We start from the raw sequence: 25,541 nt of genomic DNA on the forward strand, positions 1-25,541 counted from the left end.
CCTAGGCAGTTTGGGCTTCTAAAACTTGCTGAGCTTTTTGTTCTTCAATATCGTCTCGAATTACATCGGCAAAAACGTGGCAGTAAAGCGTCGCTGTACGTAATGACACCGCTTCGATCTCTACCATTTGTTTGCTTATGTCTTTCTCTCGCGCCAATATCCAGACTGAAGTACCACGCGAATGGGTATCCCAGACGTCACGACGTGCCAAAGACGTTTTGTAGTCTCGCACTCGTTTAGCCGCCAGTAATACAGCCAATTCGTCATCGCGATAGTTCGATATGGCTTCCTTGATATCTTTGAGCAACGCATCCAGCAGTTTTTTGTCACGCAGCTCGAATAAGCGTTTCACTGCACGAGACTGCTCTACTTCACCTTCAAACTGACCTTTTACCAATTGATGCGCTCGGTGAAGCACACCGCTTTGCGTCAATAAATCACAAATCAATGGCGTATCCATATCGCCATACTGTGGGCTGAAACCACGTGACAAGGCTTCATTTCCTTCATAAGCAAAATGCACTTGCTCAATTAAGCGATTCGCCTCTCCTTGGATCAATTCTTCCAGCATTTTCTTACGTGAATTGGTCTCAAGAATGCTCTCAGGATGCTGACTCTGCGTTAATGCAAGTGGAAGCACCAACGTGAACAACGTTCGGCTTGTCGCCCAGTCGTCCAAAATGGCTTGCGCTTTTTCAGATTGAGTAAATCGAACGTGCTGCTCTAAGTGCCATTTCAATGCTTCTTCGTAGCCTTCATCGTGCTCGATGAGTGGTAGGGCTAAGACGGAATCTTTGCTGCAACGCTGCGCAAACGCACCATCAACATCGTATTGATAAGCAAGGCCACCAGACATACCGTTACCAAAACCTTTACCGTATTCGCCAAGGTTAATAACGGAACCATTTGTCATGTATTCACAACAAAAGTCACCAACGCCTTCTACAACAGCAATCGCTCCGGAGTTACGCACGGCAAATCGGTCGCCCGCTTCGCCTTGAATAAAGGCTTGACCACCTGTTGCACCAAACAAGGCAAAGTTACCGATAAGCACATTATTGCCAGCCGACATGTCGTTTCCGCCCGGAGAGCGAACCACAATATGACCGCCACTGGAACCCTTACCAACACCATCATTACATGTGCCGACATGTTCCATCACCAAACCGGAGTTGTTGAACGCACCGTAGCTCTGACCCGCGCTGCCGTGTGTGCGAACTACAATGGATTCAGCATCAAGGTAACGACGACCATTGCCAGCTGTGAAGACGGCTGGGTGCTTTTCTCCAACATTTTCATAGTTCAACGCACGCTCAATATCGATTGAAAGCTGACCACCCGTCGATTTGTTTCGGTTGTTGAGTTTTGTTCCAGCTAATTCAATGTTCAGAAGCTCTGAATTGAAGTACTCACTGAGCAGTTTTTCGATGTATGCGTCATCTGGCGTGAAGTCTGCTTCCAAGTAAACAGGGCGAGGCACTCTAACGTGTTCCACTTCGCGAAGAAGCCCTGTCACATCCAATCGACCAACAATGCTGTGGTGATTCGCAAGATGCAGAAGTTCTGTCTTACCGCGGATATCACGCAGGCTGCTATAGCCCAAGCTTGCCAGAATCTCGCGAACTTCATGCGCAACGTTTAGGAAATACTGCGCTAGTGCTCGTGGATCGCCCTGATAGAGCTCAGGGTTCGTTGTCAGGCCCGCTGGGCACTTGATGTTACAGTTCTTCGCCATAACGCATTTAAGCATCATCAGCGCCGTTGTACCGAATTCGAACGAATCACCGCCCATAATCGCCGACTTGATGACATCCGTACCCGTTTGGTGTGCGTTGGAACAACGAAGCGTCACTTTGTCTCGCAAGCCGTTCTCGCTGAGCGACTGATGCACTTCTGCAATGCCGATTTCTGCCGCACGACCTGTATTTTTCAAACTGGTTACTGCGGCGGCACCTGTACCACCAGTGTTACCTGCGACGTTGATGACATCCGCACCCGCTTTCGCAACACCAACCGCGATCGTACCGATACCTTCAGATGACACCAACTTAACGATAACGCGAACACGCGCTGCTTTTGCATCGTGAATAAGCTGACCAAGATCCTCGATCGAGTAAGTATCATGGTGTGGTGGTGGGCTCACCAATTCCACACCCGGTGTACCACCACGCGCCGCCGCAATTTCTACGGTGACCTTTGGTGATGGTAGCTGACCACCTTCGCCGGGCTTCGCACCTTGCGCGATTTTGATTTCTATCTCTTCAAGCTGTGGATCGGCAAGGTAACCTACCCAAACACCAAATCGACCCGATGCAAACTGCTTGATCTTGCTCGACTTGATGCTGTTGAAACGGCTAGAGTGTTCACCGCCTTCACCGGAGTTACTCATAGCACCCGCTATATTGGTGCCTTGCGCAACCGCCATGTGAGCATTGGAGTTAAGTGCACCGTGACTCATCGCGCCCGATGCAAAGGTAGGCGTAATGAGATGTGCTGGCTCGACGTCGTCCAGCTCTATAGGCGATTTCGCTTTTTGAATCTTCCCAATAAACTCTGCGTATTTAGGTGCGAGAACCACATCCACTTTGTCTTGGTGAAGGGACAATTGTTCAACGTGATCTGCCCAACAGGTTTGCATCGCTTCTGCAAACGTCGAGAGGTTATCAGTGTTGTCCAAACAGAAAGTAAACACACGGTCTTGGCGCGACACACTCTCAATAGAAATGCCGCCCCACAAATAGTTGACGTTGCCATCCAAATGGAAACGGTCGAGAAGATGCGAAAATGCTTCTACGGTGTTGGCTTTGGAGAAATCCAGTGGCAGCAGCAAGATATCGCGAAGTGCCGCAGGTCGAGCACTACGTTCCTGATACAGGTTGTCGATGAACGCTTGATAAGACGGCGTAATGTCAAACTCGTCAATCTGTTCTGGGCTGCGTTTCTCGTAACCCTTGTCTTTGTAGGCGATGTCTTCACTGGCAAATTGATTGGTCTTGTCCATTGCCAGTTCGGCTTGATCGGCGTAACTGACAGGCTCTTGAGTCATGTTGATGTATTCGCGAACCGCTGTATTACCAAAGCTGTGACCCGCGCCATCTTGTCGCTCTTTAAACAAACCAAGAAGTGGAATCTGATTCTCTTCATTGATGGCAAGCGCTTTAAAGTGCCACTTAGCAGAACTCCAAGCCAGATCTTCAAACCTTGCCCCACCCACAGGCGAGCTGATGTTCGGGAAATAATGCTTCAAACAATCGGAATCGGAATCTAAGAAGTTTGATTCGAAAAATTCGCCACCGATGTAACTTTCAGCAGTACACAGACCAAACTTACCCATGGTCTTCATGAGTGATTTTTCGACTGCTTTTTGGAAATGCTTAAGACCCGCTTCAACCGTTTGATTGGTCGATAACGTTTGAGCACGATAGAACACAGAAATAGGGCAAACAGCCGATGAGCCAAACCCAAGAAGGCAGGCTATATCGTGGCTACTTGCCGCCTGCCCTGTGAGGTAAACAATGCTGGTGTCAAATCTCAGACCTTGTTTGATCAACCTTTGGTTGGCAGCGGCAGCCATTAAAATGGCAGGCAGAGCGGCTTTGTCTTTGCTGATGTTCTTATCGCTGAGCAAAACAATACCGCAGCGACGACGAGCCGCTTCTTCAATTTGGTCACAAAGCGCGTTAATCGCTTCTTCTACTCGCTTGGCGTTTTCTTCACGGCTATTCAGTGTCGGAGTGTACAGCGTATCGAACGTTGCGACCTCTATGCGATCTTGTTCAAGAATTTGCTCCAGCTGTTGTGGCTGCAACACAGGTGATTGTAAAACAAGCTGAACGGTATCTTGAGGGCTGAAGCCTGGCTTAGCGCCTAAGGCAACGCGCAAGGTCATACCATCCGATTCACGCAGCGAATCCAAAGGCGGGTTGGTTACCTGAGCAAAACGCTGACTGAAGTATTTGGACATGCCGCCTTCTTCATCGGTCAAAACGTTTGGCGCCAAGCCAAAGCCCATGGCAGAGATTTTCTCCGCTCCATTTTCGATCATGGGATCGAGGAAGAATTTGAAGCTCTCTTGGTTTAATGAATAAGCAACGTGGCGGCTGTAGGTACTGAAATTATTGTTTTCTTTAACCGCGTCAAGGGATACGGGTTCAATATCGTTCAGCGTGATTCTTGCCGACTCTAACAATGCCGAGTAATTACGCTCTTTCGCGAGCGTTTCTAAAATTTCTTTGGTTTCGTAGCTATTGCCAGTGGAGTGATCGAAGTAAATCATGCCACCAGCTTGAATACGCCCATAACGAATCACATCTTCTGGTGGAAAATCAATTTGACCAGATTCACTCATCACCGCGAGATAGCGGTTGGTTTCAACACTACGAAGCGGACGCAGACCCAATCGGTCTAGACGCGCCCCCACTTTCTCTCCATCGGAGAAAATCAGTGCGGCAGGTCCATCATTTTTTTCTTCGGACAAACTGAAGTATTCCAGCATGTCTCGTACTTCTTGCGAAATCGATTCGTCGTTTTCCCAAGCAGGCGGCATCATCGCCAACACCGCTGTTACGATGTCCATACGATCCTCAACAACGCGTCTAGCCAACGTTTGGTCAAGACGGGCTGAGTCCGATTGCCCCTTAGGGAAAATCACTTTTTTGTGTTGCTGACGCGCTATCGCATCTTCGCTTAGGCGGTTTTTCTTATCGGTATTAAGTTCACCATTATGCGCCATACGACGAAACGGCTGCGCCATCATGGTGGCGGGTGCGGTATTCGTCGAAAAACGGGTATGGAAAAACAAAGTGGTAACGTGATGCTCTGGGTGCGTAAGATCCGCAAAATAAGGTACAACTTCACCTGAGTTTAAGCGCCCTTTGTACACCTGAGTGCGCGAACTCATTGAAAGTGGGTAAAACCCTTCAAATTCAGAATCGGTAAAACCGATCGATTCAAGTTCTGAAAGCGCAGCGTTGATCTGGTCTTCAAACGATTGTGCGTCTGGCTGATTATCGCCTCGTAAAAAAACCACCTGTTGAATGGTTTGCTGAACTTTTTGCGACGCTTCATTGACTGCTTCAGGGTTAACGGGCACTTCGCGCCACAATTCAACCTTCAATGAATACTTGTAAAGCGTCTCTAGAATAAGCGATTTAGCCGACTCAAATTGTGCAGAGTCGAATGGGAAAAAAAAGTTTGCTACACCAAATTCGCCTTTTTCAAGCGTTGGTTCGTTTAACAGAAAGCGGTAAAAGTTCACGGATAAGTCGATGTTAACACCGGCACCATCACCAATACCCTCGGCATTCATACCGCCACGATGTGGAATAGTGCATAAAGCTTCATGGGCAAGGGTAAGAAGCTGATGAGTCTGCTCCCCCGTTTTATCCGTGATGAAACCCACCCCACAGCTTGAGTGTTCATGCTCGCGATCATACAGCGAGCGAGATTCCTGATTCATTCGATCATTTCCTTGATTGCTTGCAGCTATTAGCTCTGCAGGTCCTTTGGCATGTATCGCTACAGTACCGAAGCCTTTATCCAGTGTATTGTGAGCAAACCAATCCTGTTTAACTCACACAAATAGAAATGATAATAATTATCATGCGTAGTGCTGTAAGGCAAGTTTTCTGTGATTGAGATCGCTAAAAATTATTCGTCAAATTCCTAGTGATAGTTGAATGAGTATGCGTTCTGATTGAATTTAAGGCGGTTTTTCTAATTGAGCTGGCCACAAAACTTGTTTAGGGTGTACTGGTGAGTTTGAAAAAGATGAATACAAAGAGGTTATTTAGGTATTCAAGTCACATTATGATGTTGCTAGAATCGCGAAAATTTTTCATAAGACAAGAGAATGATGAATAAAAGTGTTGTCACTAATTTGCTAGCGCTTGGTCTGCTGGCAGCCGGATACCAATTGGACAATCAAATTGCACTGTATGCAGGTGTATTTGCTTTTTCAGGTGCAATAACCAATTGGTTGGCCGTACATATGTTGTTTGAAAAAGTCCCTGGGCTCTATGGGTCTGGGGTCATTCCGGCAAGATTCGAGGAATTTAAATCTGCCATTAAGAACTTGATGATGGCGGAATTCTTTACCAATGAAAACATTGATCGCTTCTTGAGCAACGAAATGTCTGGAGGTCAGTCGTTGGATCTACAGCCTGTCATCGAGTCCATCGACTTCGAGCCAACTTTTGAGTCTTTGGTAGAGGTTATCGCCAATTCTCAGTTTGGTGGCATGCTTGCGATGTTCGGTGGAACCGATGCATTGCAGCCTCTAAAACAACCTTTTGTCGAAAAAATGCAGCAATCTGTTGTTCAAATAAGCCAAAGTGATGCCGTTAAGGCAGCATTAAAAACGCAGTTAGAGCAGCCAGGTATGATCGATGAAATTCAGAATAATATCGAAAACATCATTGACCAACGTTTGAATGAGCTAACACCTCAGCTAGTAAAAAGCATGGTTCAAGATATGATCAAAAATCACCTAGGCTGGCTAGTCGTCTGGGGAGGTGTTTTTGGTGGTCTCATTGGTGTGGTTTCGGCTTTTCTTAGCGCCTAACTAAACCCACTTCTATGGTTCGTGCTGTCTGATAAAGTTTATAAGTGATAATTAGGGTCAATGACTCTAATTATCACCCTTAAGGTACTAATCCCCTAAAGCATGGTAATCAAATCTGGGTTCACTCCGAATCCAGTTTTATGCTCTTCAATCACCACTTCACTACGTGTTTGGATAACTCCTGGAAGCGTGCCTAATTTAGTAGACATGAAGTCTTGATACGCTTTCATATCTTTAACACGCACCTTGATCATGGTGTCGAAATCACCGGAAAGGGAGTAACACTCCTCAATTTCTGGCATTAACTCTACCGCTTTTGCAAATTTTTCGAAAATAGAAAAGCTCGTTTGATCCAAGCGAATATGAATGAAAACTTGGACATCTAGCCCTAATCGTTCAGGGCATAGCTCCGCGTGATACCCTTTTATGTACCCTTCTTTTTCCAGTCTTTTTACTCGGTCTGAACATGGGGAGGTTGTAAGGTGCACTTGTTTAGCAAGCTCCACCATGGAGATACGCCCCTTAAGATGAAGAATACGCAGTATTTCGAGATCAATTTTATCCAATGACGAGTGAGGCATAACAACTTCCTAGCAATAATTACAATCCATTAACAGCAAGTATCACTGAGTTTTTAACCACATCCAAGTGGAATTCACTTTGTGGCACCAAAATCACCATACGGTATCACTTTTTGACGTTTTTATTACTATACCCAAGTAACCTCAAGATACTTGGGTATAAAGTGGGATTTAAAGAGAAAAGGATAAAAAAAAGCCAACCGCAAAACTGTGCGATTGGCTGATAGATAGTGTGAACAAATAATATTCACTAACAACGTCAGTTGGCTAGGTGACCCTCGGCTTTAAAAGGGTCACAGTTAATAAAGCAAAACTGGTGCCAACTTTTTTCAGTAAAAAATCGAGTGATTTTGGATAAAAAACTATCGTTTTTGATTTTTTCAATGAAATTGATTTGCAAATTGCGAAATCTCGATTGCATAGTGAGAATGAAACGCCTCTAATAACGGTAGATTAACAACGTAAAACCAGACTTTGAGCGTATTTTTCCAGAAAACATTTAACGTATTGAATCCTCAAAAGAATTGAAATTCACTTAAACGTTTTATAAATCTCACATACTCTACTCGCAAGTGTGACTACCTTCTCAAAGTTTGATCTGTATTTAAGGAATCGCTGAATTTAACAGGCAGAGTTGCATAGTCACTATGGTTCGTATTGTCACAACCGATTACAATCGGCTAACTTTTGAATTAAGATCACAATACCTTCTTTAATGAGCCGTACTACGTATCATTTTTTCGCTTACCTTACCGCTGCAGTGTGCTCACTCAGCTCAAAGGAAATAGCCGCCTCACCACAAACCATTAACGTGGGTTTACGTTGGGTTCACCAATTTCAGTTTGCTGGGTATTACGCAGCAATCGATCAGGGCTACTACGCAGAAAAAGGGCTTCACATTAACTTGGTTGAAGGCTCACCGACATTGAATGTCACTGAAGAAGTACTATCCGGTACATTGGATTTTGGCGTAGGGAATGGTGAACTTGTTCTTCAGCGTTTAAAAGGAAAGCCGCTGGTTGCTATTGCCGCGACTTTTCAATATTCGCCATCTGTATTACTGACTCTTGAGTCTTCGGGTATAAGAACCCCCAAAGATTTGGAAGGTAAACGAATCATGACCTTAAATGGTCAGATGTACCCTTCCTATCTATCAATGCTAACGTCTGTAGGTACAGACGTTTCTACCATTAGGATTCAAAAATCCTCGTTTGATGTACAAGACCTCATTGACGGTAAAGTCGATGCCTTTAATGCCTATTTACCCAATGAACCCTATTTGCTTAAAAAACAAAACATCCGCTTCAATATTCTCAACCCTGGAGCTTATGGCGTCGATTTTTATAGTGACTTTATTTTTACACGCGACTCACTCATCCAGCAAAATCCACAATTGGTAGACCAATTCCGGGAAGCGACACTTCGAGGATGGCGATACGCTCTCGATAACCCCGAAGAAATCATTCAGATAATCCAAAGCAAATACAACAACGAAAAGACACTCGACGAATTACGCTACGAAGCACTCGCCATTTCCAATCTCGTGCGTTCCGATCTGGTGGATATTGGCTACATCAATGAAAGCCGAATTGAAAAAATGGCCGCTATATTGATTCAAGAGAATTTGGTCGATGATCTCTACCATTTGGATGGATTGGTGTATCACGCTGAAAAAGAACAAATTGCTGACGCTCAGAAAAAGGTGTTCTGGTTATCACTGGTACTCATTTCACTTACTGGTGTATGCACCATTCTGATGCTTCTAATGCGACGCTTAAAGCAAGAAATGGCCAGCAGAAAAAAAGTCGAAGAACAGCTCCGCCACCTAGCTTCGGTAGATCCTCTCACTAGCCTATACAATCGAAGAATGTTTGCGAGCTTGATGGAAAAAGCCACAAACATCGCTCGGAGAACACAAATACCTTATAGCTTGGTGATTCTCGATATTGACCTATTCAAAGCAATCAATGATCAACATGGTCACAACACAGGTGATAAGGTGATCGTGGGCGTTGCCGATACGATAAAAAATGTGGCGAGAAGTTGCGACGTGTGTGCCCGCTTCGGTGGCGAAGAGTTTATTATTCTGTTGCCTGACACCGATTTGCGTGGCGCGACCTCTTTTGCTTCAAGATTACGAGAAAGAGTCAATCACCAACCCTTTTATTCTGAAGAAGATCATGCCTTTAAAGTTACATGCTCGTTTGGTGTCGTAGAATGGAACCTTACGATGAGTCTTGATGAACTTATATCAAGAGCAGATGACGCCCTCTACGATGCGAAAAGAAGTGGAAGAGATAAGATTTGTACCTTTCACAACAGTACTAAGGAAACGCTAAAGCCCATTGAAGCCTAACTTGTTCATTGAATAGCTAAACAAGCAGGCGGCAATGAAAACCCAGCAAATCTAAGCAATGCTGGTTTCTTTTATTTCCGTATTTACCGGGCTGCAATATTCTTGATTGCATACTCGGCAGTAAAGCCTTTGTTCCATTTTATGGTCGTTATCACCACTAAAAATTTGGAACATCATTTGATTAGCCTTTTCCAACAGCGTTGTACATTGCGGTGTGGTTTTGCACATAATGGCTTTATGGTGGGTCTTCTTATCACACGCTTCACAATATACCTTAGGCATTAATGGTTTCCTTTTAGCACTTTTGAACTAAGTAGACCTAATTAGAACAAACCTGTTCGCTATTATTAATTCTGAAACTAATATTTGTGGTGGACATAACATATTTTCAGAACTTAACACTCAACGAACACTATTCTTGTGCTTGGTGTCATAATAAAAATGTTTTGTTTCAGGAAAATACGATATCTAGTACTTTATTTATAGCTAATGAAGACAACGACAATTAAAAGCTCAAAAATTCTTGTCCACTCAATGAAACTCAATAAAAAACGCCCTCGGATGAACGAGGGCGTTTTGCTCTTTACAAGAAAGACTCTGTTCCTAATAACTGCCGCTCTTAGTCAAGTTCCTGCAATTGCTTTTCAAACTTGGCATGTTGCGCTTTCACTTCATCAGAAGGTTCGCCTGTTGCAATGCTGACTGCAACAATAGAGATCGTTGATAATATGATCCCTGGTACAATTTCGTACACGTCAAACCAACCGCCTGAAAGCTGTTTCCATACCACAATCGTGATACCACCGACCAAGATACCCGCAAGAGCACCGTTGCGATTCATGCCAACCCAGAAAAGACTCAATACGATTGCAGGTCCAAACGCAGCACCAAAGCCAGCCCACGCGTAAGAAACTAGCCCAAGAACAGAACTGTCTGGGTTCATCGCAAGGAACAAAGCAACAAGTGATAGCAAGACAACTGCAATTCGACCAACAGTAACAACTTGCTCAGGTGATGCTTCGTTATTAAATACCTGCTTGTAGAAGTCTTCAGCTAGAGCTGATGAAGATACAAGTAACTGCGAATCCGCTGTACTCATTATCGCCGCTAGAATGGCTGCCAAAAGAATACCGGCAATCACTGGATGGAAAATAGCATTAACAAGCAGCATGAAGATTTTCTCACCATCCGCCAAATCATTGCCTTGTCCATTGAGGTAAACCAAACCAACCAAGCCCACTAACATGGCGCCAACCATTGATAGTGCCGACCAAATAACAGCAATGCGGCGCGCCGTGACAAGATCTTTGTTGCTTCTTGATGCTTTGAAACGAGCCAAAATATGCGGCTGACCAAAGTAACCCAGACCCCATGCAGCCAAAGAAATAATGGCGATGGCAGTCAGTGGTTCACCTTTAGAGTCATTCCACAAAGTCAGAAGCTCAGGGTTAATGTTTTTCAGATCCTCAGTCAGCTGACCAAGCCCTCCATCCATTGCAGCAATAGGCACAATTAGAAGCGCAGCTGCCATTAGCAAGCCCTGAACTAAATCCGTCCAAGAAACCGCTAAGAACCCACCAAACAAGGTATAAGAAACAACACAAACAGTGCCGATTATAACCGCTGTGGTGTAATCCAATCCGAATACCGTTTCAAACAACTTGCCGCCTGCAACCAAACCTGAGCTGGTATAAAAAAGGAAGAACAAAAGGATAAAGAAAGCAGAGATTGTCTGAATCAATTTCGAATTATCTTGGAATCGACGCGATAAGAATTCAGGTAACGTTAACGCATCGGTTGTGATGCTGTAAGTACGCAGACGCTTGGCGTTAATAAGCCAGTTTGCCCATGTTCCTATTAGCAGACCACCAGCAAGCCAAAATGCTTCAATACCTGCAGCATAGGCATAACCTGGTAGACCAAGAAGCAACCATCCACTCATATCTGACGCACCTGCAGAAAGCGCAGCTGGCCAAGGACCTAGTGAACGACCACCCAAAAAGTAATCACTTGAATTTGAAGTACGCTTATAAGCAATAACACCGATTGCAAGCATCAAAATAAGATACGCAATAAAGGTACCGGTAATAGCAAAGCTATTCTCGATCATATAAAACTCCTCGTTTTATTATTTTTATTCCATGTAGCTTCCCCCCTAATTGAATACACAATTAAGGGAAAAGCGGGCATGAATTGGCTAGTGGCCGTCGCTCCCGAGCTCAAGCAAGGTCGCGTTTCCACCGACTGCCGTTATATTGATGGTGCGCGTTCGCTCAGTCACGAAGCGCAAAGCAAGGAATGGATCTAATGCTGTCGGAAGACCAACAAGATCCGTTTCACTAATAAACGAAACGATGGCACCGTTTCGATTGGATAAACTTCGGTTAAGAAGAATTTCTTGTTCTGGAGAACCAACAAAACCTAAAGCGCGAACATCGCACTCTAGAATTTCCTGAGCGGATTCTCGAGGAATAACCTGTAAAACATGAGCGGGTAATGAAGTACTCGATATCGCTTGCTCAATTGCCTGCGTGAATACGGCATCATCCGAACTCAAAATAACGGCGTTACCCGCTAATAAAGCGCAAATTAACTGCGCCGTAACAGCCTGTCGCCCGGTGTCGGACGATTCATCTTGAAGCAACAAACAAACGCCTCTGCCAGCTGTGTAAAGCTCGTTTGTTTCACCTGTAGGCCCTGGCATCAAATGGGTTTTAGCCAGTAATGCTTCGCTTTTCTCTAGGTGATACGAACATACCGCACTGGTCGCAGATTCCTTTTGACTAAGTGCCTTAGTGAAAGAGGTAATTGCGGCGCTACGCTGTTCGTAGCCAGTTAGGTTCCAATTTTCCCATGCTGAGTATGCATCTGAAAAACAAGTGACTTGATGTGCCATAACGGTTCTCCTTATGCGTAAACGGCTTGAGTGAATCGGATCAGATAATGTGGACCACCAGCTTTAGGACCTGTGCCCGACAGCCCTTGACCACCAAATGGCTGAACGCCAACGACCGCGCCAACTTGGTCGCGATTGATGTAACAGTTACCGACTCGAATGTGTTTTTCGATCCAGCGGTAGGTAGTTTCATTCCTACTATGAACACCCATGGTCAAGCCAAAACCTGTGTTGTTAATTTGTTTAACCACATCAGCAATTTGGTTCGCTTTAAAGCGCACAATGTGAAGAATCGGGCCAAAATGCTCTTTTTCTAATACTGAAATATCATCAATTTCAAATGCAGAAGGGGCGACGTAATCACCATTTGCACAGGCGTGAGAAAGCTCTGCCTGCGCGACCAGTTTTTGCGTACTCGACATATTTTCAATGTGAGCAAGCAAATTGGTTTTAGCAGTCTGGTCAATGACAGGACCTACGTCGGTTTTATGTAAGTAGGGTAAACCCACATCCAATTGAGCCATTGCGCCCTGAATGAGTGACGTAATTCGATCGGCAATATCTTCTTGAACAAATAAAACGCGAAGAGCGGAGCAGCGTTGTCCTGCAGAGGCAAAAGCCGAACGCATAACATCACGAACCACTTGTTCTGGTAAGGCGGTGCTGTCGACGATCATGGCATTCTGACCACCGGTTTCCGCAATAAACGGAACGGGAGCAGCTTCGCGGCTTGCCAACGTTGCGTTGATTCGCTGAGCTGTTTCCGTCGATCCTGTAAACGCAACACCCGCGATGGCTGGGTGAGAGGTTAATGCGCTACCGATTTCGCGACCAATACCTGGAAGCAACTGAATAACGCCTGCTGGTACGCCGGCTTCTAGCATCAACTCAATCGCTTTAACTGCAATAAGGCTGGTTTGCTCTGCGGGTTTCGCCACAACCGTGTTACCTGCAACTAGTGCCGCTGTAACTTGACCAAGGAAAATCGCTAATGGGAAGTTCCATGGACTAATACAAACAAACACACCACGCCCTTCACGCGTCACCTGCTTAGTTGAGCCATCAAATGCGGTGATGTGCTGCGCTTTCAAGAGATTCGCCTGATTTGCGTAGAAGCGACAGAAATCGACCGCTTCACGTACCTCGTCAATACAGTCGTGAATCGTTTTTCCAGCCTCGTGATGACACAAAGCCACCAACTCGGCTAAATCGCGCTCCATCAAATCGGCAAGTGTATTGAGATACTCGCCTCGAGCCTCTGTGGATTTACTGCGCCATTCATCCACATTAGCGGCAGCGCTGTTCAAAGCTTCGGAAACATGATCAAGGTTTGCAAAGACCAAATTACCGACGTGTTTATTACGATCGTAGGGAGCTGTAACCGCGGTTGGCTGTACGCCTTCCTTGATCATGCTTTCGAAAAGGTTCACACCATTAATAATTGGCGCACCTTTCCATTGACGATCACTAAAGGCATGAACAGCCTTCTCAAACACTTCGGCTTCGCTGTCAATATCCACATTGACGCCGATCGAGTTTTTGCGATCATCAAAAATATCACCTGGTAGAGGTATCTGAGTGTTATTCAGCGTTTCAAATGCCAATAGCGAATCGACAGGGTGATGGGTCAGCGTGTCGACAGGGCAACGAGCATCAACCAAACGATGAACAAAGGAACTGTTTGCACCATTCTCAAGTAGGCGACGAACAAGGTATGGAAGTAAGTCTTTGTGGCTTCCAACTGGTGCGTAGATACGAACGGATTGTCCAAATGCAGACATCGCATGCTCGTACAACGCATCACCCATACCATGCAATCGTTGGAATTCGTAGTCGCCGTGATCGGCCATCACCGCGATTGCAGTAACGGTATGTGCATTGTGGCTCGCGAATTGAGGGAAAATATTGCCGCGCACTTCTGCACTCAATAAAAAGCGTGCACACGCTAGGTAAGCAACATCCGTCGCTTCTTTGCGAGTATAAACCGGATAGTTATCGTACCCACCTTGTTGCGACCATTTAATTTCGCTGTCCCAGTACGCGCCTTTCACTAAACGTAATGGAATTAAATCACCTTGATCTTTTGCCAAACCATTTAGCCAAACCAGTACAGGCAACGCACGTTTCGAGTAGGCTTGAACAACCAGTCCAAACTTACCCCACCCTTTAACACTTTCGCTTCGGTAAAGCTTTTCAAAGAGCTTAAGTGAGAGCTCTAAGCGGTCCGCTTCTTCCGCATCAATGGTTATCGCGACATCAAGCTCACGGGCTTTTTCAAGCAATTTAAGAACGGTGGAATACATCTCATCCATCACGCGTTCGTAATTCGCAACTTCGTAGCGTGGATGCAATGCAGATAGCTTAATAGAAACAGACGGAGCTGGGCTCGTGTCTAATCCATACCCATCGCGTCCCACGGCTTCAATAGCCATGATGTAGTCATTAAAGTATTTGTCTGCATCTTTGTCTGTCAGCGCGGCTTCACCCAACATATCAAACGAGTAGGTATAGCCTTTATCGCGCATCTTTTTGCCGTTCTTTTGCGCCTCAGAAATCGAGCGTCCAAGAACGAATTGATGACCCATGATCTTCATCGCCTGATGCATCGCCTTGCGAATAACGGGCTCAGAGAGCTTATTCACCAAGCTATTAACAGCTTGAGAAGGGGATTTGGATTCCGTTTCTTTAAGTCCAACCACTTTACCTGTCAGCATTAAGCCCCAAGTGGATGCATTCACGAAAACCGAGTCTGAATTTTTAAGGTGAGACTTCCAATCAGCAACACTCAACTTGTCACGAATCAAAGCGTCTGCTGTGGCGGAATCTGGAATACGCATTAATGCTTCAGCCAAACACATCAATAGGATGCCTTCTTGAGTGTCTAAACTGTATTCCAATAGAAGTGCATCAATCATCTGCACAGCATTTTTGTCGGCACGGATAGCATTAATCAGTGCTGTGGTTTTTTCCTTTGTAGCACGCTTTTCATTATCAGAAGGCATAGCTAATGGAATTAGTTGTTCTAACCATTGGGTCTCTTCAACCATATACAATGGCGAGATCAGCGACCAAAGTTGATCAAGCGGTTGCTCAACAAACTGTTTCGTCAACACATCTGTTGCTGTAAACATGCGTTTTCCTCAATCTCAGTACCGAATAAAATATCGGGTTCATCCACAATGGGTAGCAGTGTATTTTGAGCTTGAGTGAGATACTTGTCAAAAACTCCGGCTTTTTTGGCAAAAAGTCGGATTTTTAACAAAGTGAAAACATGATCACAGGAATTTCGCGACAGTTTATGCAATATAGTGCAAATAAATTCGCGCGGATTTAACGTATTTGGGTTCTATTTTCCCTGCAGTTTAATTGGGGAGGTTTGGAGTTAGTGTTTGTTCAAAAGACGCTTCTTATAGACGGATGGAGAGATTCCCTGAAGACGTGAAAAAGTATGGGTAAATGTACTTTGTCCGGAAAATCCAGTCAGCTCTGCGATATGCCCTAAGCTCAGATTCCCTTGTTCAATGAGTTTTTTTGCCATGTCGACACGTCTTCCAAGTACATATTGATGTGGCGTAACACCAGTTTGCTCTTTGAAAAGCATGTGAAACTGGCTTTCTCCCAAGAAAACACTACCCGCAAGCTGGGTAACGGTAATTCTATGGCTCAGGTGCTGCTCGATATAGCGATCTACAGCATCCATATCTAGCCGACCATCTTTCTGTAAAGCTTGAAAGGACTTCAGGTGTCTTTGCAGTAGAGCAATTACAGTATCATTACATGCTCGGCTCAATAATTCATCAGCAGGGCTATTGCGCATTTCACTCACAAGCATTGCAATCAATTGCTGTATCTGGTTATCAAGCTGGAAATAGATATCTTTCTTTCCTAGCTCATTCAATTTTTGTAATACCAGAGGATCATACTCACTCATCATAGGCATATTGAGCACGAGAATGTCCGACTTGCCAATTCCTCCGAAGGCATGTTGCGAAGAAGCTGTTACAACACAACCTTGACCAGGTCCGATAAAATTCCCGACCCCAGCAACGTCAAATTCTGCCTGCCCATTTAGCCCTATTACGATCTGAGTATATTCATGATCATGGTTGTTCATTTCACTGGGAAGCGTCATGACTTGAGCGGGCTTAGGCCCATTAAGACCGTTATTATTTTTCATGGCAGCACCGGAAATTCATAGGCTTATGTGCACTATGACGACTAAAAATATGAAGCAAGATCACAAAGGTTGAAATAGTATCATTGAGCAGTGTACCTGCGGGCTTCAACTTGAGTCAAAAAAGGTTACATTTCACGGAACAATGATCAAGTGCACATAAATTACGGTCAATGCTTACTCAATCCACTTTAATCGCATTTTTTTATATCAAAACTAAGAAAATTGTGAAATTCTCAAAGACAGAGTAGACTTTTGAGAGTTCAATAAGTTGGGCGACTTGATTCTTTGCTCATTAGCTCAAAAAACTAAGAGACTGAATGTGCTTAATTTCATACTAAATTTAAGTTCAAATCAGTCAAAATTATGACCTTATCAGAGCAGTAAGGTTACTTACGAAATGAATATCATGCAGGGACTTATGATCAAACATCGAATCCCAGCGCTTTTGCTTGCGCTTACCCCAGTTTGGCTACCTTCCTCTTTACAGGCTGAAGAGATACAAAGCGTTGATTTAGTGGCAGCTATCGATGAAAAAATCACTCAAAATCAAGAGAAAATTGATTCTGTCGATGATGAACACTTCGAAGAAGCCAAAACGCACTCTCAACTCAAGCAACAATCAGAGCAACTGCAACGCGAGTATGCTGAATTAGTTGCTAAACGGAACCGAGCAAAAAGTGCTCTGGATAAGCAATTTACCCGTTTGGTTGAAGAGCCTGATATAGACCTCTCCAGCTTCCAAAAGCAATACCAAGAGTCTTGGGTTGCAGTTAAAGGAAACCAAAAAGAACAACTCAATCAACAGCACCTTGTCAGCGAAAGCGAAATGCGCCTGTCTCAGCTTAAGCAGCAGCAGGCTCACTTGAACGCAGCGCAGCAAAATCTGCAAGAATCCCGTGTTGAAGCACGAGTAAAGAGGCTAGCCGCTGAACTACGTGAGAGTGCTGTTCTTGAAACCAGTTACAAGACAACGTGTTCAGCAAGCATGACCCTGCGTGACTGTGCGAACCGTGGTAAGCACTTAACCAAACAAAAAGCCGTCAATACATTTAAGTCACGATTGATAGGTCAGTTAACTGAAGCTAACGTGGCAAAGCAACACTTGCAAGGTGTGCAACTTAATATCCACGTTCAAGATAGCCAAATCATTAAAAGTGGTTTTTCTGGCGACAACAGTTACGCGACCAAAATGCAAGCGCAGCTTCAAGCCAAACCTGAATCGCTGGCTGCATGTAAACTTCTAGGGGTTGCAAACCGCTACTGTTACTCTGAATCGAATGTCGTGACTACATCCAAAGTCGATAAAGCATGGGCTAACATTACGGTACGCTCTGATCAGTACGAAGATGACGTTACCGTCAACGGAGTAAGATATGGCAGCACTCCTGTTGAGTTAGTACTTCCAGCGGGTCGCCACCAGATTACTGTTTCTAAAGAAGGTTTTGAAACATACAGCCGCCAGATAACCATTAACGGTAATGATACTATTTGGGTTAAACTGAGACCTGAAAAGCATGGGTAGAGCCCAATTTCGGCATGATACATTGCCCATTTACACGTAATTTCTTATCGCCATTTTGTTTATATCAATCCTCATTGATAGTGACAAAATGGCGCTTTAGTTAAGCAAACAACACGAATTAGAACTGAACATGAGACAAGGATTACCAGCGCTTTTGTTGGCTCTTTCACCGAGCCTGATATCAGTAGCAGCATATGCTGAGGCTTTGGATATCACGAATGTTTCAAAAGCTATGAGTTCGAAGGAGGCTGAAATACAGTCCGTCGGTACTCAGGAAACGGACATTCAGGCAGCCATTCGAAAGCTCAAAGCTGAGTTACTACAGGTGGAACAAGATGAAGACCGCCTTGAAAACAAAAGGCTGAAAGCCAAACAAGCTCTGGAAAGACAGTACGCTCGAATGCTGGATGATCCTGAGCTAGACCTTGCCTCGAGCCAAAAAGCTTATCAGGATGCATGGGCAAAACTGAAGCAAAACCAACAGCAGCAGCTTGATGTGGAACACCAAATTCAAGAGCAGCAAATTTCCTTATCTAGTTCAAAAGCCAAAAGTGCACAACTCAACGCTGAACTCCGAGAATTAGAAGAGAGCCACTTTCGTTTGCGTGCAGATCAACTGCAAAACGAGTTAACGGTTCAAACCTCCCAAACGGTCTCTTACCTTCATAACTGTGCTCAGGATGCGACTCTGGCGCAATGTAAGGAACAAACCACAGGGTTAGCGCTTCAAAAAGCCGTTAATCAATTCCAGTCGGCATTAATTAACAACACAACGGAAAGTGAGATAGTTAAACAACACCTTCAACAAACCGCGTTAAACATTCATGTTGTAAGCCATCAGCCAGTAAAAACAGGGTTTGTTAACGGTGGTCAATACCAAGCAAAAATTGACGTTGCCATCGAATCACGCCCTTCGTTAAACGCCGCATGTCGCTTACTTAATATTGATTCAGCTTACTGCTTTGACCCGAGTGAGAAACTCGAAAAATCAAGTACGCAGAAAGAAGTAAGGTGGGTGACGTTAACGGTACGTTCAAATCAATACGACGACAGTGTGTTGATTAATGGAGTGAGCTACGGTTCCACGCCTGTCGATATCATGCTGCCAACAGGTGCCCACACTGTGAGTGTCAAAAAAGAGGGATTCCGTTCCTTTAGCCGTGAAATGACACTCAAACAAGACGGTAACCTACGAGCTGTATTGGTTGAAAACGCTAACCTTCCGCGTTCAGGAAAAGCCTTTGCAGACCAAGTTGGTGAACCAACAGCTGCGCCGCAAATGATTGTTGTTGGCGCAGGTAATTACTATGTAGGCAAAAATGGCTCTCAGCAAGTCGAGTTAACACGCGCATATTCAATTTCATCAACACCCATCACCGTTAAGCAATTTGCTGCGTTTGTAAACGACACGGGTTACAAAACAGCCGCAGAACAAAACAAAACCTGCTCCACAATGGAAAATAGTGTAGACGTGGTGGTTGATGGTAATTATTGGCGTCAACCCGGCTTCAAACAAAGTGATCAGTCCCCTGTTGTGTGCCTTAGTAGAAGCGATGCCCGTGCGTATACAAAGTGGCTAAGTAATAAAACAGGCTACCAATACCGCCTCCCTACGGAACAAGAATGGGAAATTGCCGCTCGTGCAGGCACGTCCAGTGATTATTGGTGGGGCGATGAGTTTGGTACTGGTAAAGCGAATACAGGTTGGGCTGGCACTAAGTGGTCAAATGTGAGCAGTTCCCCTGTCAAAGCATTCCGCCCAAATGCACTTGGTTTGTACGACATGGTGGGCAATGTTTGGGAATGGACAAATAATCGATACGGTAGCGCAAAAGGCGGTGCTTGGAGCTTTGCCCCTGCAAAAGCTTCAGCACATGAATCTTTGGAAGTCGCTCCAGAATCAACAACGAACTACATCGGGTTCCGAGTTGTTCGAATGCTCACAAAGAGTTAAGAATTTTTCTTTATCTTCACTCAGTAAAAAGGGCTTCCAAATGGAAGCCCTTTTTATATAACTGTCTGAATGAAAATAGCTAATCTCAGCTTTGAATATATACCCAAGTGACCTCAAGATACTTGGTTCAGCGAGATTTAACTGTCTTTAAGACAAGGCACCGATTTGATGATTTAGTGGTTCTAAATCAAAAATCGGTAACGCAGTATGAAAGCCAGTTAAACTCGCCCTTGGGAGCCCATATTCTTTCCCATTTCTTCGTCAAAGAACTTGGAAAGGATTCATCATTCCGCTGCGTTCCTGATTTTTTGAAATAAAGAGCCTTGAACTGAAACAGAATATGAGGCTCTGAATCCTGCATCTTGAGGTGACTAGGGTATACAAATTCAATTGGCTGGCAACTGCATTTTAATTCCTTATTATTCGTTGCATTCCGTGTGTACGGCTAGCGGTTTCGCTTTGCCAAGGTAAGTTCGAAACTTAGCAAACGACAACGCAACAATGAAGCAGAACGCTTGAACGAGAACAATACACGCACTGGTTGCGCCATCAATATGGAAACTGATCAATGTACCCGCTAATGTCGAACCGATTGACACAGACAGCGCTATTGTCAGCATGTTGGTAAACTTTTTGGTCAATACAAAGGCTGTGATACCAGGAGAAACCAGCATTGCAACGACCATAATGACGCCTACAGCCTGAATGGTCGCGACTATGGTTAATGCCAGCATAATAAGCAAACCATAGTGTAAGAGCGTTACAGGTAAGCCAGCAACACGTGCGTGGCTCTTATCAAAGCAGTAAAGCAAGAAATCATGTCGAAATACAACCATAACACAGAAAACGATGACGGAAATAACAACCGTTTGCCAAAACTCAAAATCGCTAATCCCTAGCATGTTACCAAACAAGATGTGTAACAAGTGCTGATCGGTTTCTATCTTAGCGAACATCACCAACCCCAGAGCAAACATACCCGAGAAAACAATCCCCATTACGGTATCTTCTTTCACCCGGCTATTTTCCTTTATATAACCGGTTAGAAGCGCACATGCGAGTCCAGAAACAAACGCACCAATCGGTAGCGCAATCCCCACAACATAAGCCACCACAATACCAGGTAAGACTGCGTGAGAAATCGCATCGCCCATCAACGACCAGCCTTTAAGCACCAAATAGCACGATAGGATGGCACAGACACTCCCCACAGCTAAACCAGCCCATAGCGCACGCATCATAAATGGGTATTGGAACGGCTCAATAATCCAGCTAATCAACGCTTCCATTACGCTCTCCTAGCCAATTTGCTGGCGCTGCTCAACCGCCCCAAAGCAGCAATACGATCGGAAAATAAGCCGTACTTAGGAGCGAACAAAAACGCAAGCATGAACAATACGGTTTGAATCAAAACAATAATGCCGCCTGTTGTACCATCTAAGAAGTAGCTGATATACGCACCAAGCCCACTACTCAATAGTCCAATAGTAGTGGCAATAATGAGCAGCCAGCCAAATCGGTCGGTCAAAAGATACGCCGTAGCACCTGGAGTAATAACCATGGCAATAACAAGAACCGCCCCTACTGTTTGCAATGATGCAACAGTACAAGCGCTCAAAAGAGTAAAGAAAAGTATCTTCAATTTAACAGGAGAAAGACCAACAGATGAAGCTTGGGTTTCATCGAAAAAGACAAGCATGAGGTCTTTCCATAACAGCCCTAGAATCAACAGAGACACGACTGAAATAGTGACAATTTGATAAAGATCTTCGGGGCCAATACTAAGGATATTGCCGAAAATAATTGCTTGGACGTTAATAGAGGTTGGGTTAAGTGAAATCAGCAGTAATCCAGCCGCAAAAAAGGTCGTGAAAATAAACCCTATAATGGCATCTTCTTTCAAATGCGAGAGTGACTTCAGCGCTGCAATACTCAGAGATGCGAGAAACCCAGAAAAGAATGCTCCAACCGCGTAAGGTAACCCCAATGCGTAAGCGCCTGCTACACCAGGGACAACAGAGTGCGAAAGCGCATCACCAATTAGGGACCAACCTTTCAACATAAGAAAGGCTGAAAGAAACGCACACACGGCACCCACAATCGCACTCGCGAATATGGCGTTAATCATGTATTCGTAACCTAGGGGCTCCAATAAATATTCCAACATTACTGATCCACCCGGCTTTTTTGATCGCGACTGGGTTCACCACGATTGGATTCATCGCGATGTTGAGCTTCGCTGATTAGAGTAGAGTCATTTCTATTGGTTCCATAGAATACCGCGGGTTTCTCGTGATCAGAAATGATCGTAACAGCACGGCGATCGGCATCATTGTGCAGTTCTTCTCCAGGGATACCAACGTGTTTAAGAACCCCACCAAATGTCGCTTCTAGATTTTGCTGAGTGAAAGTAACATCTAACGAGCCTGCTGCAATAACCGTTCTGTTTATAAAAACCACTTCATTGCAATAATCTGGAATACTTCCCAAATTATGGGTGGACACTAAAATCAGATGCCCTTCAGCCCTAAGTTCTCGAAACAACTGCATAATGGCACTTTCTGTAGTGAAATCGACACCAGTAAAAGGTTCATCAAGTAATATTGTTTTGCTCTCTTGAGCCAATGCTCTTGCCAAAAAAACACGTTTTTTCTGTCCACCGGAAAGCTCGCCAATTTGTCGTTCAGCTAATTGGCTAATTCCCATTCGGTCCATCGCTGAAGCGACTTTTGCCTTATCCGTTTTACTCGGTCGGCGAAGAAAATTCATAAACCCAAAACGACCTTGCATCACCACATCTTTAACTAGGATAGGAAAATCCCAGTCGATATCCTCACTTTGAGGTACGTACGCCACTAAATTACTTTTTAGAGCTTTACGTATGGTCATCCCAGAGACACAAATGTCACCAGACGAGAGCTTCACAAGCCCCATGATGCTTTTAAAAAGCGTCGATTTACCACCACCATTGATCCCAACGAGGGCACATATAGTACCCCCGCTAAGAGAGAAGTTAACGTGGTTAATCGCTGTGAAGCCGTTGTTGTATGTCACACCAACGTTGGATACTTCTAAGCTGGCCGACAACGAACTCATAATTCAAATCCATCCGCTACAGTTTGTGTAGTAACTTTCAATAAATCTAGATAGGTAGGAACAGGACCATTTTGAGTAGACAGAGAATCTACATATAGCACGCCGCCATATTTTGCATTCGTTTCTCTTACAACCTGTTTTGCAGGCTTGTCCGAAATGGTGCTTTCACTAAACACTACCGGAATTTGGTTGTCACGAATCTTATCGATAAGTGATTTAACCTGTTTTGGCGTGCCTTGCTGGTCAGCATTGATCGGCCACAAGTACGCTTCTTTTAAATCATAATCTTTCGCTAAGTAACTGAATGCACCTTCACTGGTGACTAACCAACGCTTGTCTTTTGGAATCGTACTCAATTGCTTGCGAATTGGCGCATCGAGATTCTTAACTTTTTCGGAATACGCTGCTGCATTACTATTATAGGTCGAAGCATTCACTGGGTCATGTTTTACGAGCGCTTTACGGATGTTTTCAATGTAAACAAGAGCGTTACTTGTAGACATCCACGCATGAGGGTTGGGTTTACCTTGATAAGGACCGTCGTAAATGGAAAGTGGCGTAATTCCTTCTGTTAGCGTTACAGATGGAACACCTTCAATATTACTAAAAAAGCGCTCGAACCAGCGTTCAAGGTTCATTCCATTCCACATAACTAAGTCTGCTGACTGCGCTTTTACAATGTCTTTAGGAGTAGGCTGATAGTCATGAATTTCAGCGCCAGGTTTGGTAATAGATACGACTTCAGCAGCATCACCAGCTACATTCTGAGCTATATCTTGAATGATGGTAAATGTTGTAACAACTTTGAAATTAGCAGTAGCCATACCTGGTACCAATACAAGGCTACACAATCCCAATTGGGCTAAAATCTTCTTCATTTTTTCATCCTGAATCCATTAGATGCTGCAATCGTAAATGATAACCATTATCACTTCAACAAAAACACAAGTATTTAAAGGCTAAGTATCCCCTAATTACGTGCTTCAGGTGAACAATAATACGATATTTATCGTATTTAGACCGTTTTTTCCTTAAAAGGGGGGAATTCCCCCCTTTTAAGGAAAAAAATACTGTTTTATCTTAAGTGTCATAGAGTTAGATACAGTCCAGTGTATTTAACTCTCGGTATCATATTGATACCAGTTATGATCACTTAGACCCTGAAGTCGATCATAACCTCTTCTACACGTCGACAAGATGTATCTTGTATTTTGCCAGCTCCCTCAAGCTGGCTTTTTTTTAAACAAGCCTACTTGAACGTATAACATACGCTGTAATCTCTATATTGAGACTGATATGATTGTTAACAAGTGGCGCACTACAACAGAGCGAATATTCGTGCCTAACTCAACTCTTTTGTCTGTTCTCAATCAATTTCCGGGTTGCTGGGGCTGCAAAGATACAAATTCTAACTACGTATATGCGAGTGAATCGTTCAGTCAGCTCGTAGGGTTAAACAGCCATTCGGACTGTATAGGACTATCGGACTTTGATATCCCTTGCCCTTCAACCATCTGTGCTCTCGATTTTCAGCGGCAAGACAAACACGTCATGGAAACTCGACAAACCTTAAAGATCTTAGATATCCATCCATATCCAGATGGAAAATGGCGGGCTCATATCTTTACCAAATCTCCATGGATAAACGACAACGGAGAAGTTCAAGGCGTTATTTTCCACGGTCAAGAGCTGGAAGATACCGCCATACTAGAAATTGGACATTGGATTTGCCGGGCCACAGGGCAAAGCCTAAAAAGAGATGTCTATGTCAGTACCATTTGCAGCACACCCAAAAAAATTAACCAGCGAGAATCTCAAGTTCTTTTCTTCTTGTTATACGGGAAGAAGCCTCAATTCATTGCAAACGCTATGAGCATTTCGGTGAAAACAGTGGAAGGACACGTTGCTCGGTTAAGGAACAAGTTTGGAGCGAGAACAAAAAGTGAACTTATAGACCTAGCTTTAGATGAAGGGTTTGGCTCCATTATTCCTGAAAGCCTGCTGAATACACAGATATCCGTTGTGCTTAGCCAAGTAAAATAGTTAACGCCCCGCTTCAAACCAGCTGAACCATCTTGGTTACCTGTATTTTTAGCCAAATAGTAAAGGTACCAAAATACATTCAAATCACGAATAATTATTAAATAACAATAATTTAATAAAATAACCCCAATGAAAAAGTATCATCCTATAAAGAATAAGAACTTTTAAGAAAACCTGTAGCGTACGATGTATTAAAAATGTAAACAGTTCTACACATTTAAAAATAACACCTCTAAAAGCTCGTTGCCCTATATATTTAGCTCAGACCATATTAGCCCACCACATTTTTTCTACACAAACATTTACAAACACAAAACAAAATTCGCTAGCTTAATTGGTGAATAATGGCCAATT

At 44.1% G+C, this 25,541-nt stretch carries 16 protein-coding genes; 5 read left to right on the forward strand and 11 right to left on the reverse strand.

Annotation, left to right across the window (positions count from 1 at the left end; all coding sequences use genetic code 11):
• Position 1: 1 nt before the first annotated feature.
• Complete coding sequence (locus tag LDO37_RS28555; RefSeq protein WP_126607649.1) at positions 2-5,458, reverse strand: glutamate synthase-related protein; 5,457 nt, start codon at positions 5,456-5,458, stop codon at positions 2-4.
• A gap of 396 nt (positions 5,459-5,854) precedes the next feature.
• Between LDO37_RS28555 and LDO37_RS28560 the strand changes: the two genes are divergently transcribed.
• Positions 5,855-6,562, forward strand: coding sequence for a DUF445 domain-containing protein (locus tag LDO37_RS28560; protein ID WP_126607677.1), 708 nt, complete (start codon positions 5,855-5,857; stop codon positions 6,560-6,562).
• 95 nt (positions 6,563-6,657) lie between these two features.
• Here the strand turns inward: LDO37_RS28560 and LDO37_RS28565 are convergent, their stop codons facing one another.
• Positions 6,658-7,143 (reverse strand): Lrp/AsnC family transcriptional regulator, encoded by a 486-nt coding sequence (locus LDO37_RS28565; RefSeq protein ID WP_101111857.1) that lies wholly within the window; start codon positions 7,141-7,143, stop codon positions 6,658-6,660.
• Between the two features lie 715 nt (positions 7,144-7,858).
• Here LDO37_RS28565 and LDO37_RS28570 point away from each other — a divergent pair.
• Positions 7,859-9,499 (forward strand): GGDEF domain-containing protein, encoded by a 1,641-nt coding sequence (locus LDO37_RS28570; protein ID WP_126607648.1) that lies wholly within the window; start codon positions 7,859-7,861, stop codon positions 9,497-9,499.
• 51 nt (positions 9,500-9,550) lie between these two features.
• Here the strand turns inward: LDO37_RS28570 and LDO37_RS28575 are convergent, their stop codons facing one another.
• The 5 genes from LDO37_RS28575 to LDO37_RS28595 all read right to left on the reverse strand — a co-directional run bounded on the left by LDO37_RS28575 (position 9,551) and on the right by LDO37_RS28595 (position 16,572).
• A complete protein-coding gene (locus tag LDO37_RS28575) occupies positions 9,551-9,781 on the reverse strand; it encodes a hypothetical protein (RefSeq protein WP_126607647.1) in 231 nt (76 codons plus the stop codon).
• Between the two features lie 337 nt (positions 9,782-10,118).
• Positions 10,119-11,606, reverse strand: coding sequence for a sodium/proline symporter PutP (gene putP, locus LDO37_RS28580; protein WP_126607676.1), 1,488 nt, complete (start codon positions 11,604-11,606; stop codon positions 10,119-10,121).
• A 90-nt stretch (positions 11,607-11,696) separates the two neighbouring features.
• Entirely contained in the window at positions 11,697-12,395 is a 699-nt protein-coding gene (locus tag LDO37_RS28585; protein WP_126607646.1) for a 1-pyrroline-5-carboxylate dehydrogenase, read from the reverse strand.
• An 11-nt stretch (positions 12,396-12,406) separates the two neighbouring features.
• Positions 12,407-15,526, reverse strand: a complete 3,120-nt coding sequence (putA, locus tag LDO37_RS28590) for a bifunctional proline dehydrogenase/L-glutamate gamma-semialdehyde dehydrogenase PutA (RefSeq protein WP_126607645.1) — start codon at positions 15,524-15,526, stop codon at positions 12,407-12,409.
• Positions 15,527-15,777: 251 nt separating this feature from the next.
• A complete protein-coding gene (locus LDO37_RS28595) occupies positions 15,778-16,572 on the reverse strand; it encodes an AraC family transcriptional regulator (protein WP_126607644.1) in 795 nt (264 codons plus the stop codon).
• Positions 16,573-16,990: 418 nt separating this feature from the next.
• Here LDO37_RS28595 and LDO37_RS28600 point away from each other — a divergent pair, with 418 nt between their 5' ends.
• Together LDO37_RS28600 and LDO37_RS28605 are read left to right on the forward strand one after the other, a co-directional pair.
• A complete protein-coding gene (locus LDO37_RS28600) occupies positions 16,991-18,094 on the forward strand; it encodes a PEGA domain-containing protein (RefSeq protein ID WP_180958379.1) in 1,104 nt (367 codons plus the stop codon).
• A 130-nt stretch (positions 18,095-18,224) separates the two neighbouring features.
• On the forward strand, positions 18,225-20,048 hold the full coding sequence (locus LDO37_RS28605; protein WP_126607643.1) for an SUMF1/EgtB/PvdO family nonheme iron enzyme: 1,824 nt from the start codon (positions 18,225-18,227) through the stop codon (positions 20,046-20,048).
• 419 nt (positions 20,049-20,467) lie between these two features.
• On the opposite strand, the gene LDO37_RS28610 is transcribed toward LDO37_RS28605, so the two are convergent.
• From LDO37_RS28610 to LDO37_RS28625, 4 genes are read right to left on the reverse strand one after another with little or no spacing between them, the layout of a single operon-like run.
• Entirely contained in the window at positions 20,468-21,337 is an 870-nt protein-coding gene (locus LDO37_RS28610; protein ID WP_126607642.1) for a metal ABC transporter permease, read from the reverse strand.
• Entirely contained in the window at positions 21,337-22,215 is an 879-nt protein-coding gene (locus tag LDO37_RS28615) for a metal ABC transporter permease (RefSeq protein WP_126607641.1), read from the reverse strand. The genes LDO37_RS28610 and LDO37_RS28615 overlap by 1 nt, the downstream gene beginning before the upstream one ends.
• Positions 22,215-23,144, reverse strand: a complete 930-nt coding sequence (locus tag LDO37_RS28620; RefSeq protein ID WP_126607640.1) for a metal ABC transporter ATP-binding protein — start codon at positions 23,142-23,144, stop codon at positions 22,215-22,217. Before LDO37_RS28620 ends, LDO37_RS28615 begins: the two co-directional genes overlap by 1 nt.
• Positions 23,141-24,022, reverse strand: coding sequence for a metal ABC transporter substrate-binding protein (locus LDO37_RS28625; RefSeq protein WP_126607639.1), 882 nt, complete (start codon positions 24,020-24,022; stop codon positions 23,141-23,143). Before LDO37_RS28625 ends, LDO37_RS28620 begins: the two co-directional genes overlap by 4 nt.
• 418 nt (positions 24,023-24,440) lie before the next feature.
• On the opposite strand from LDO37_RS28625, the gene LDO37_RS28630 reads away from it, so the two are divergent.
• Positions 24,441-25,187 carry a helix-turn-helix transcriptional regulator gene (locus LDO37_RS28630; RefSeq protein ID WP_126607638.1) on the forward strand — a complete coding sequence of 249 codons (747 nt, stop codon included), beginning with the start codon at positions 24,441-24,443 and terminating at the stop codon, positions 25,185-25,187.
• Positions 25,188-25,541 lie beyond the last annotated feature (354 nt).

Source organism: Vibrio penaeicida, assembly GCF_019977755.1.
GTDB classification, from domain to species: Bacteria; Pseudomonadota; Gammaproteobacteria; order Enterobacterales; family Vibrionaceae; genus Vibrio; species Vibrio penaeicida.

Excerpts from the sequence above, each read along its gene's own strand:
- LDO37_RS28555 (WP_126607649.1), bottom strand. The coding sequence starts at position 5,458 with ATGAATCAGGAATCTCGCTCGCTGTATGATCGCGAGCATGAACACTCA.
- LDO37_RS28560 (WP_126607677.1), top strand. The coding sequence starts at position 5,855 with ATGAATAAAAGTGTTGTCACTAATTTGCTAGCGCTTGGTCTGCTGGCA.
- LDO37_RS28565 (WP_101111857.1), bottom strand. The coding sequence starts at position 7,143 with ATGCCTCACTCGTCATTGGATAAAATTGATCTCGAAATACTGCGTATT.
- LDO37_RS28570 (WP_126607648.1), top strand. The coding sequence starts at position 7,859 with ATGAGCCGTACTACGTATCATTTTTTCGCTTACCTTACCGCTGCAGTG.
- LDO37_RS28575 (WP_126607647.1), bottom strand. The coding sequence starts at position 9,781 with ATGCCTAAGGTATATTGTGAAGCGTGTGATAAGAAGACCCACCATAAA.
- LDO37_RS28585 (WP_126607646.1), bottom strand. The coding sequence starts at position 12,395 with ATGGCACATCAAGTCACTTGTTTTTCAGATGCATACTCAGCATGGGAA.
- putA (WP_126607645.1), bottom strand. The coding sequence starts at position 15,526 with ATGTTTACAGCAACAGATGTGTTGACGAAACAGTTTGTTGAGCAACCG.
- LDO37_RS28595 (WP_126607644.1), bottom strand. The coding sequence starts at position 16,572 with ATGAAAAATAATAACGGTCTTAATGGGCCTAAGCCCGCTCAAGTCATG.
- LDO37_RS28600 (WP_180958379.1), top strand. The coding sequence starts at position 16,991 with ATGATCAAACATCGAATCCCAGCGCTTTTGCTTGCGCTTACCCCAGTT.
- LDO37_RS28605 (WP_126607643.1), top strand. The coding sequence starts at position 18,225 with ATGAGACAAGGATTACCAGCGCTTTTGTTGGCTCTTTCACCGAGCCTG.
- LDO37_RS28610 (WP_126607642.1), bottom strand. The coding sequence starts at position 21,337 with ATGGAAGCGTTGATTAGCTGGATTATTGAGCCGTTCCAATACCCATTT.
- LDO37_RS28615 (WP_126607641.1), bottom strand. The coding sequence starts at position 22,215 with ATGTTGGAATATTTATTGGAGCCCCTAGGTTACGAATACATGATTAAC.
- LDO37_RS28620 (WP_126607640.1), bottom strand. The coding sequence starts at position 23,144 with ATGAGTTCGTTGTCGGCCAGCTTAGAAGTATCCAACGTTGGTGTGACA.
- LDO37_RS28625 (WP_126607639.1), bottom strand. The coding sequence starts at position 24,022 with ATGAAGAAGATTTTAGCCCAATTGGGATTGTGTAGCCTTGTATTGGTA.
- LDO37_RS28630 (WP_126607638.1), top strand. The coding sequence starts at position 24,441 with ATGATTGTTAACAAGTGGCGCACTACAACAGAGCGAATATTCGTGCCT.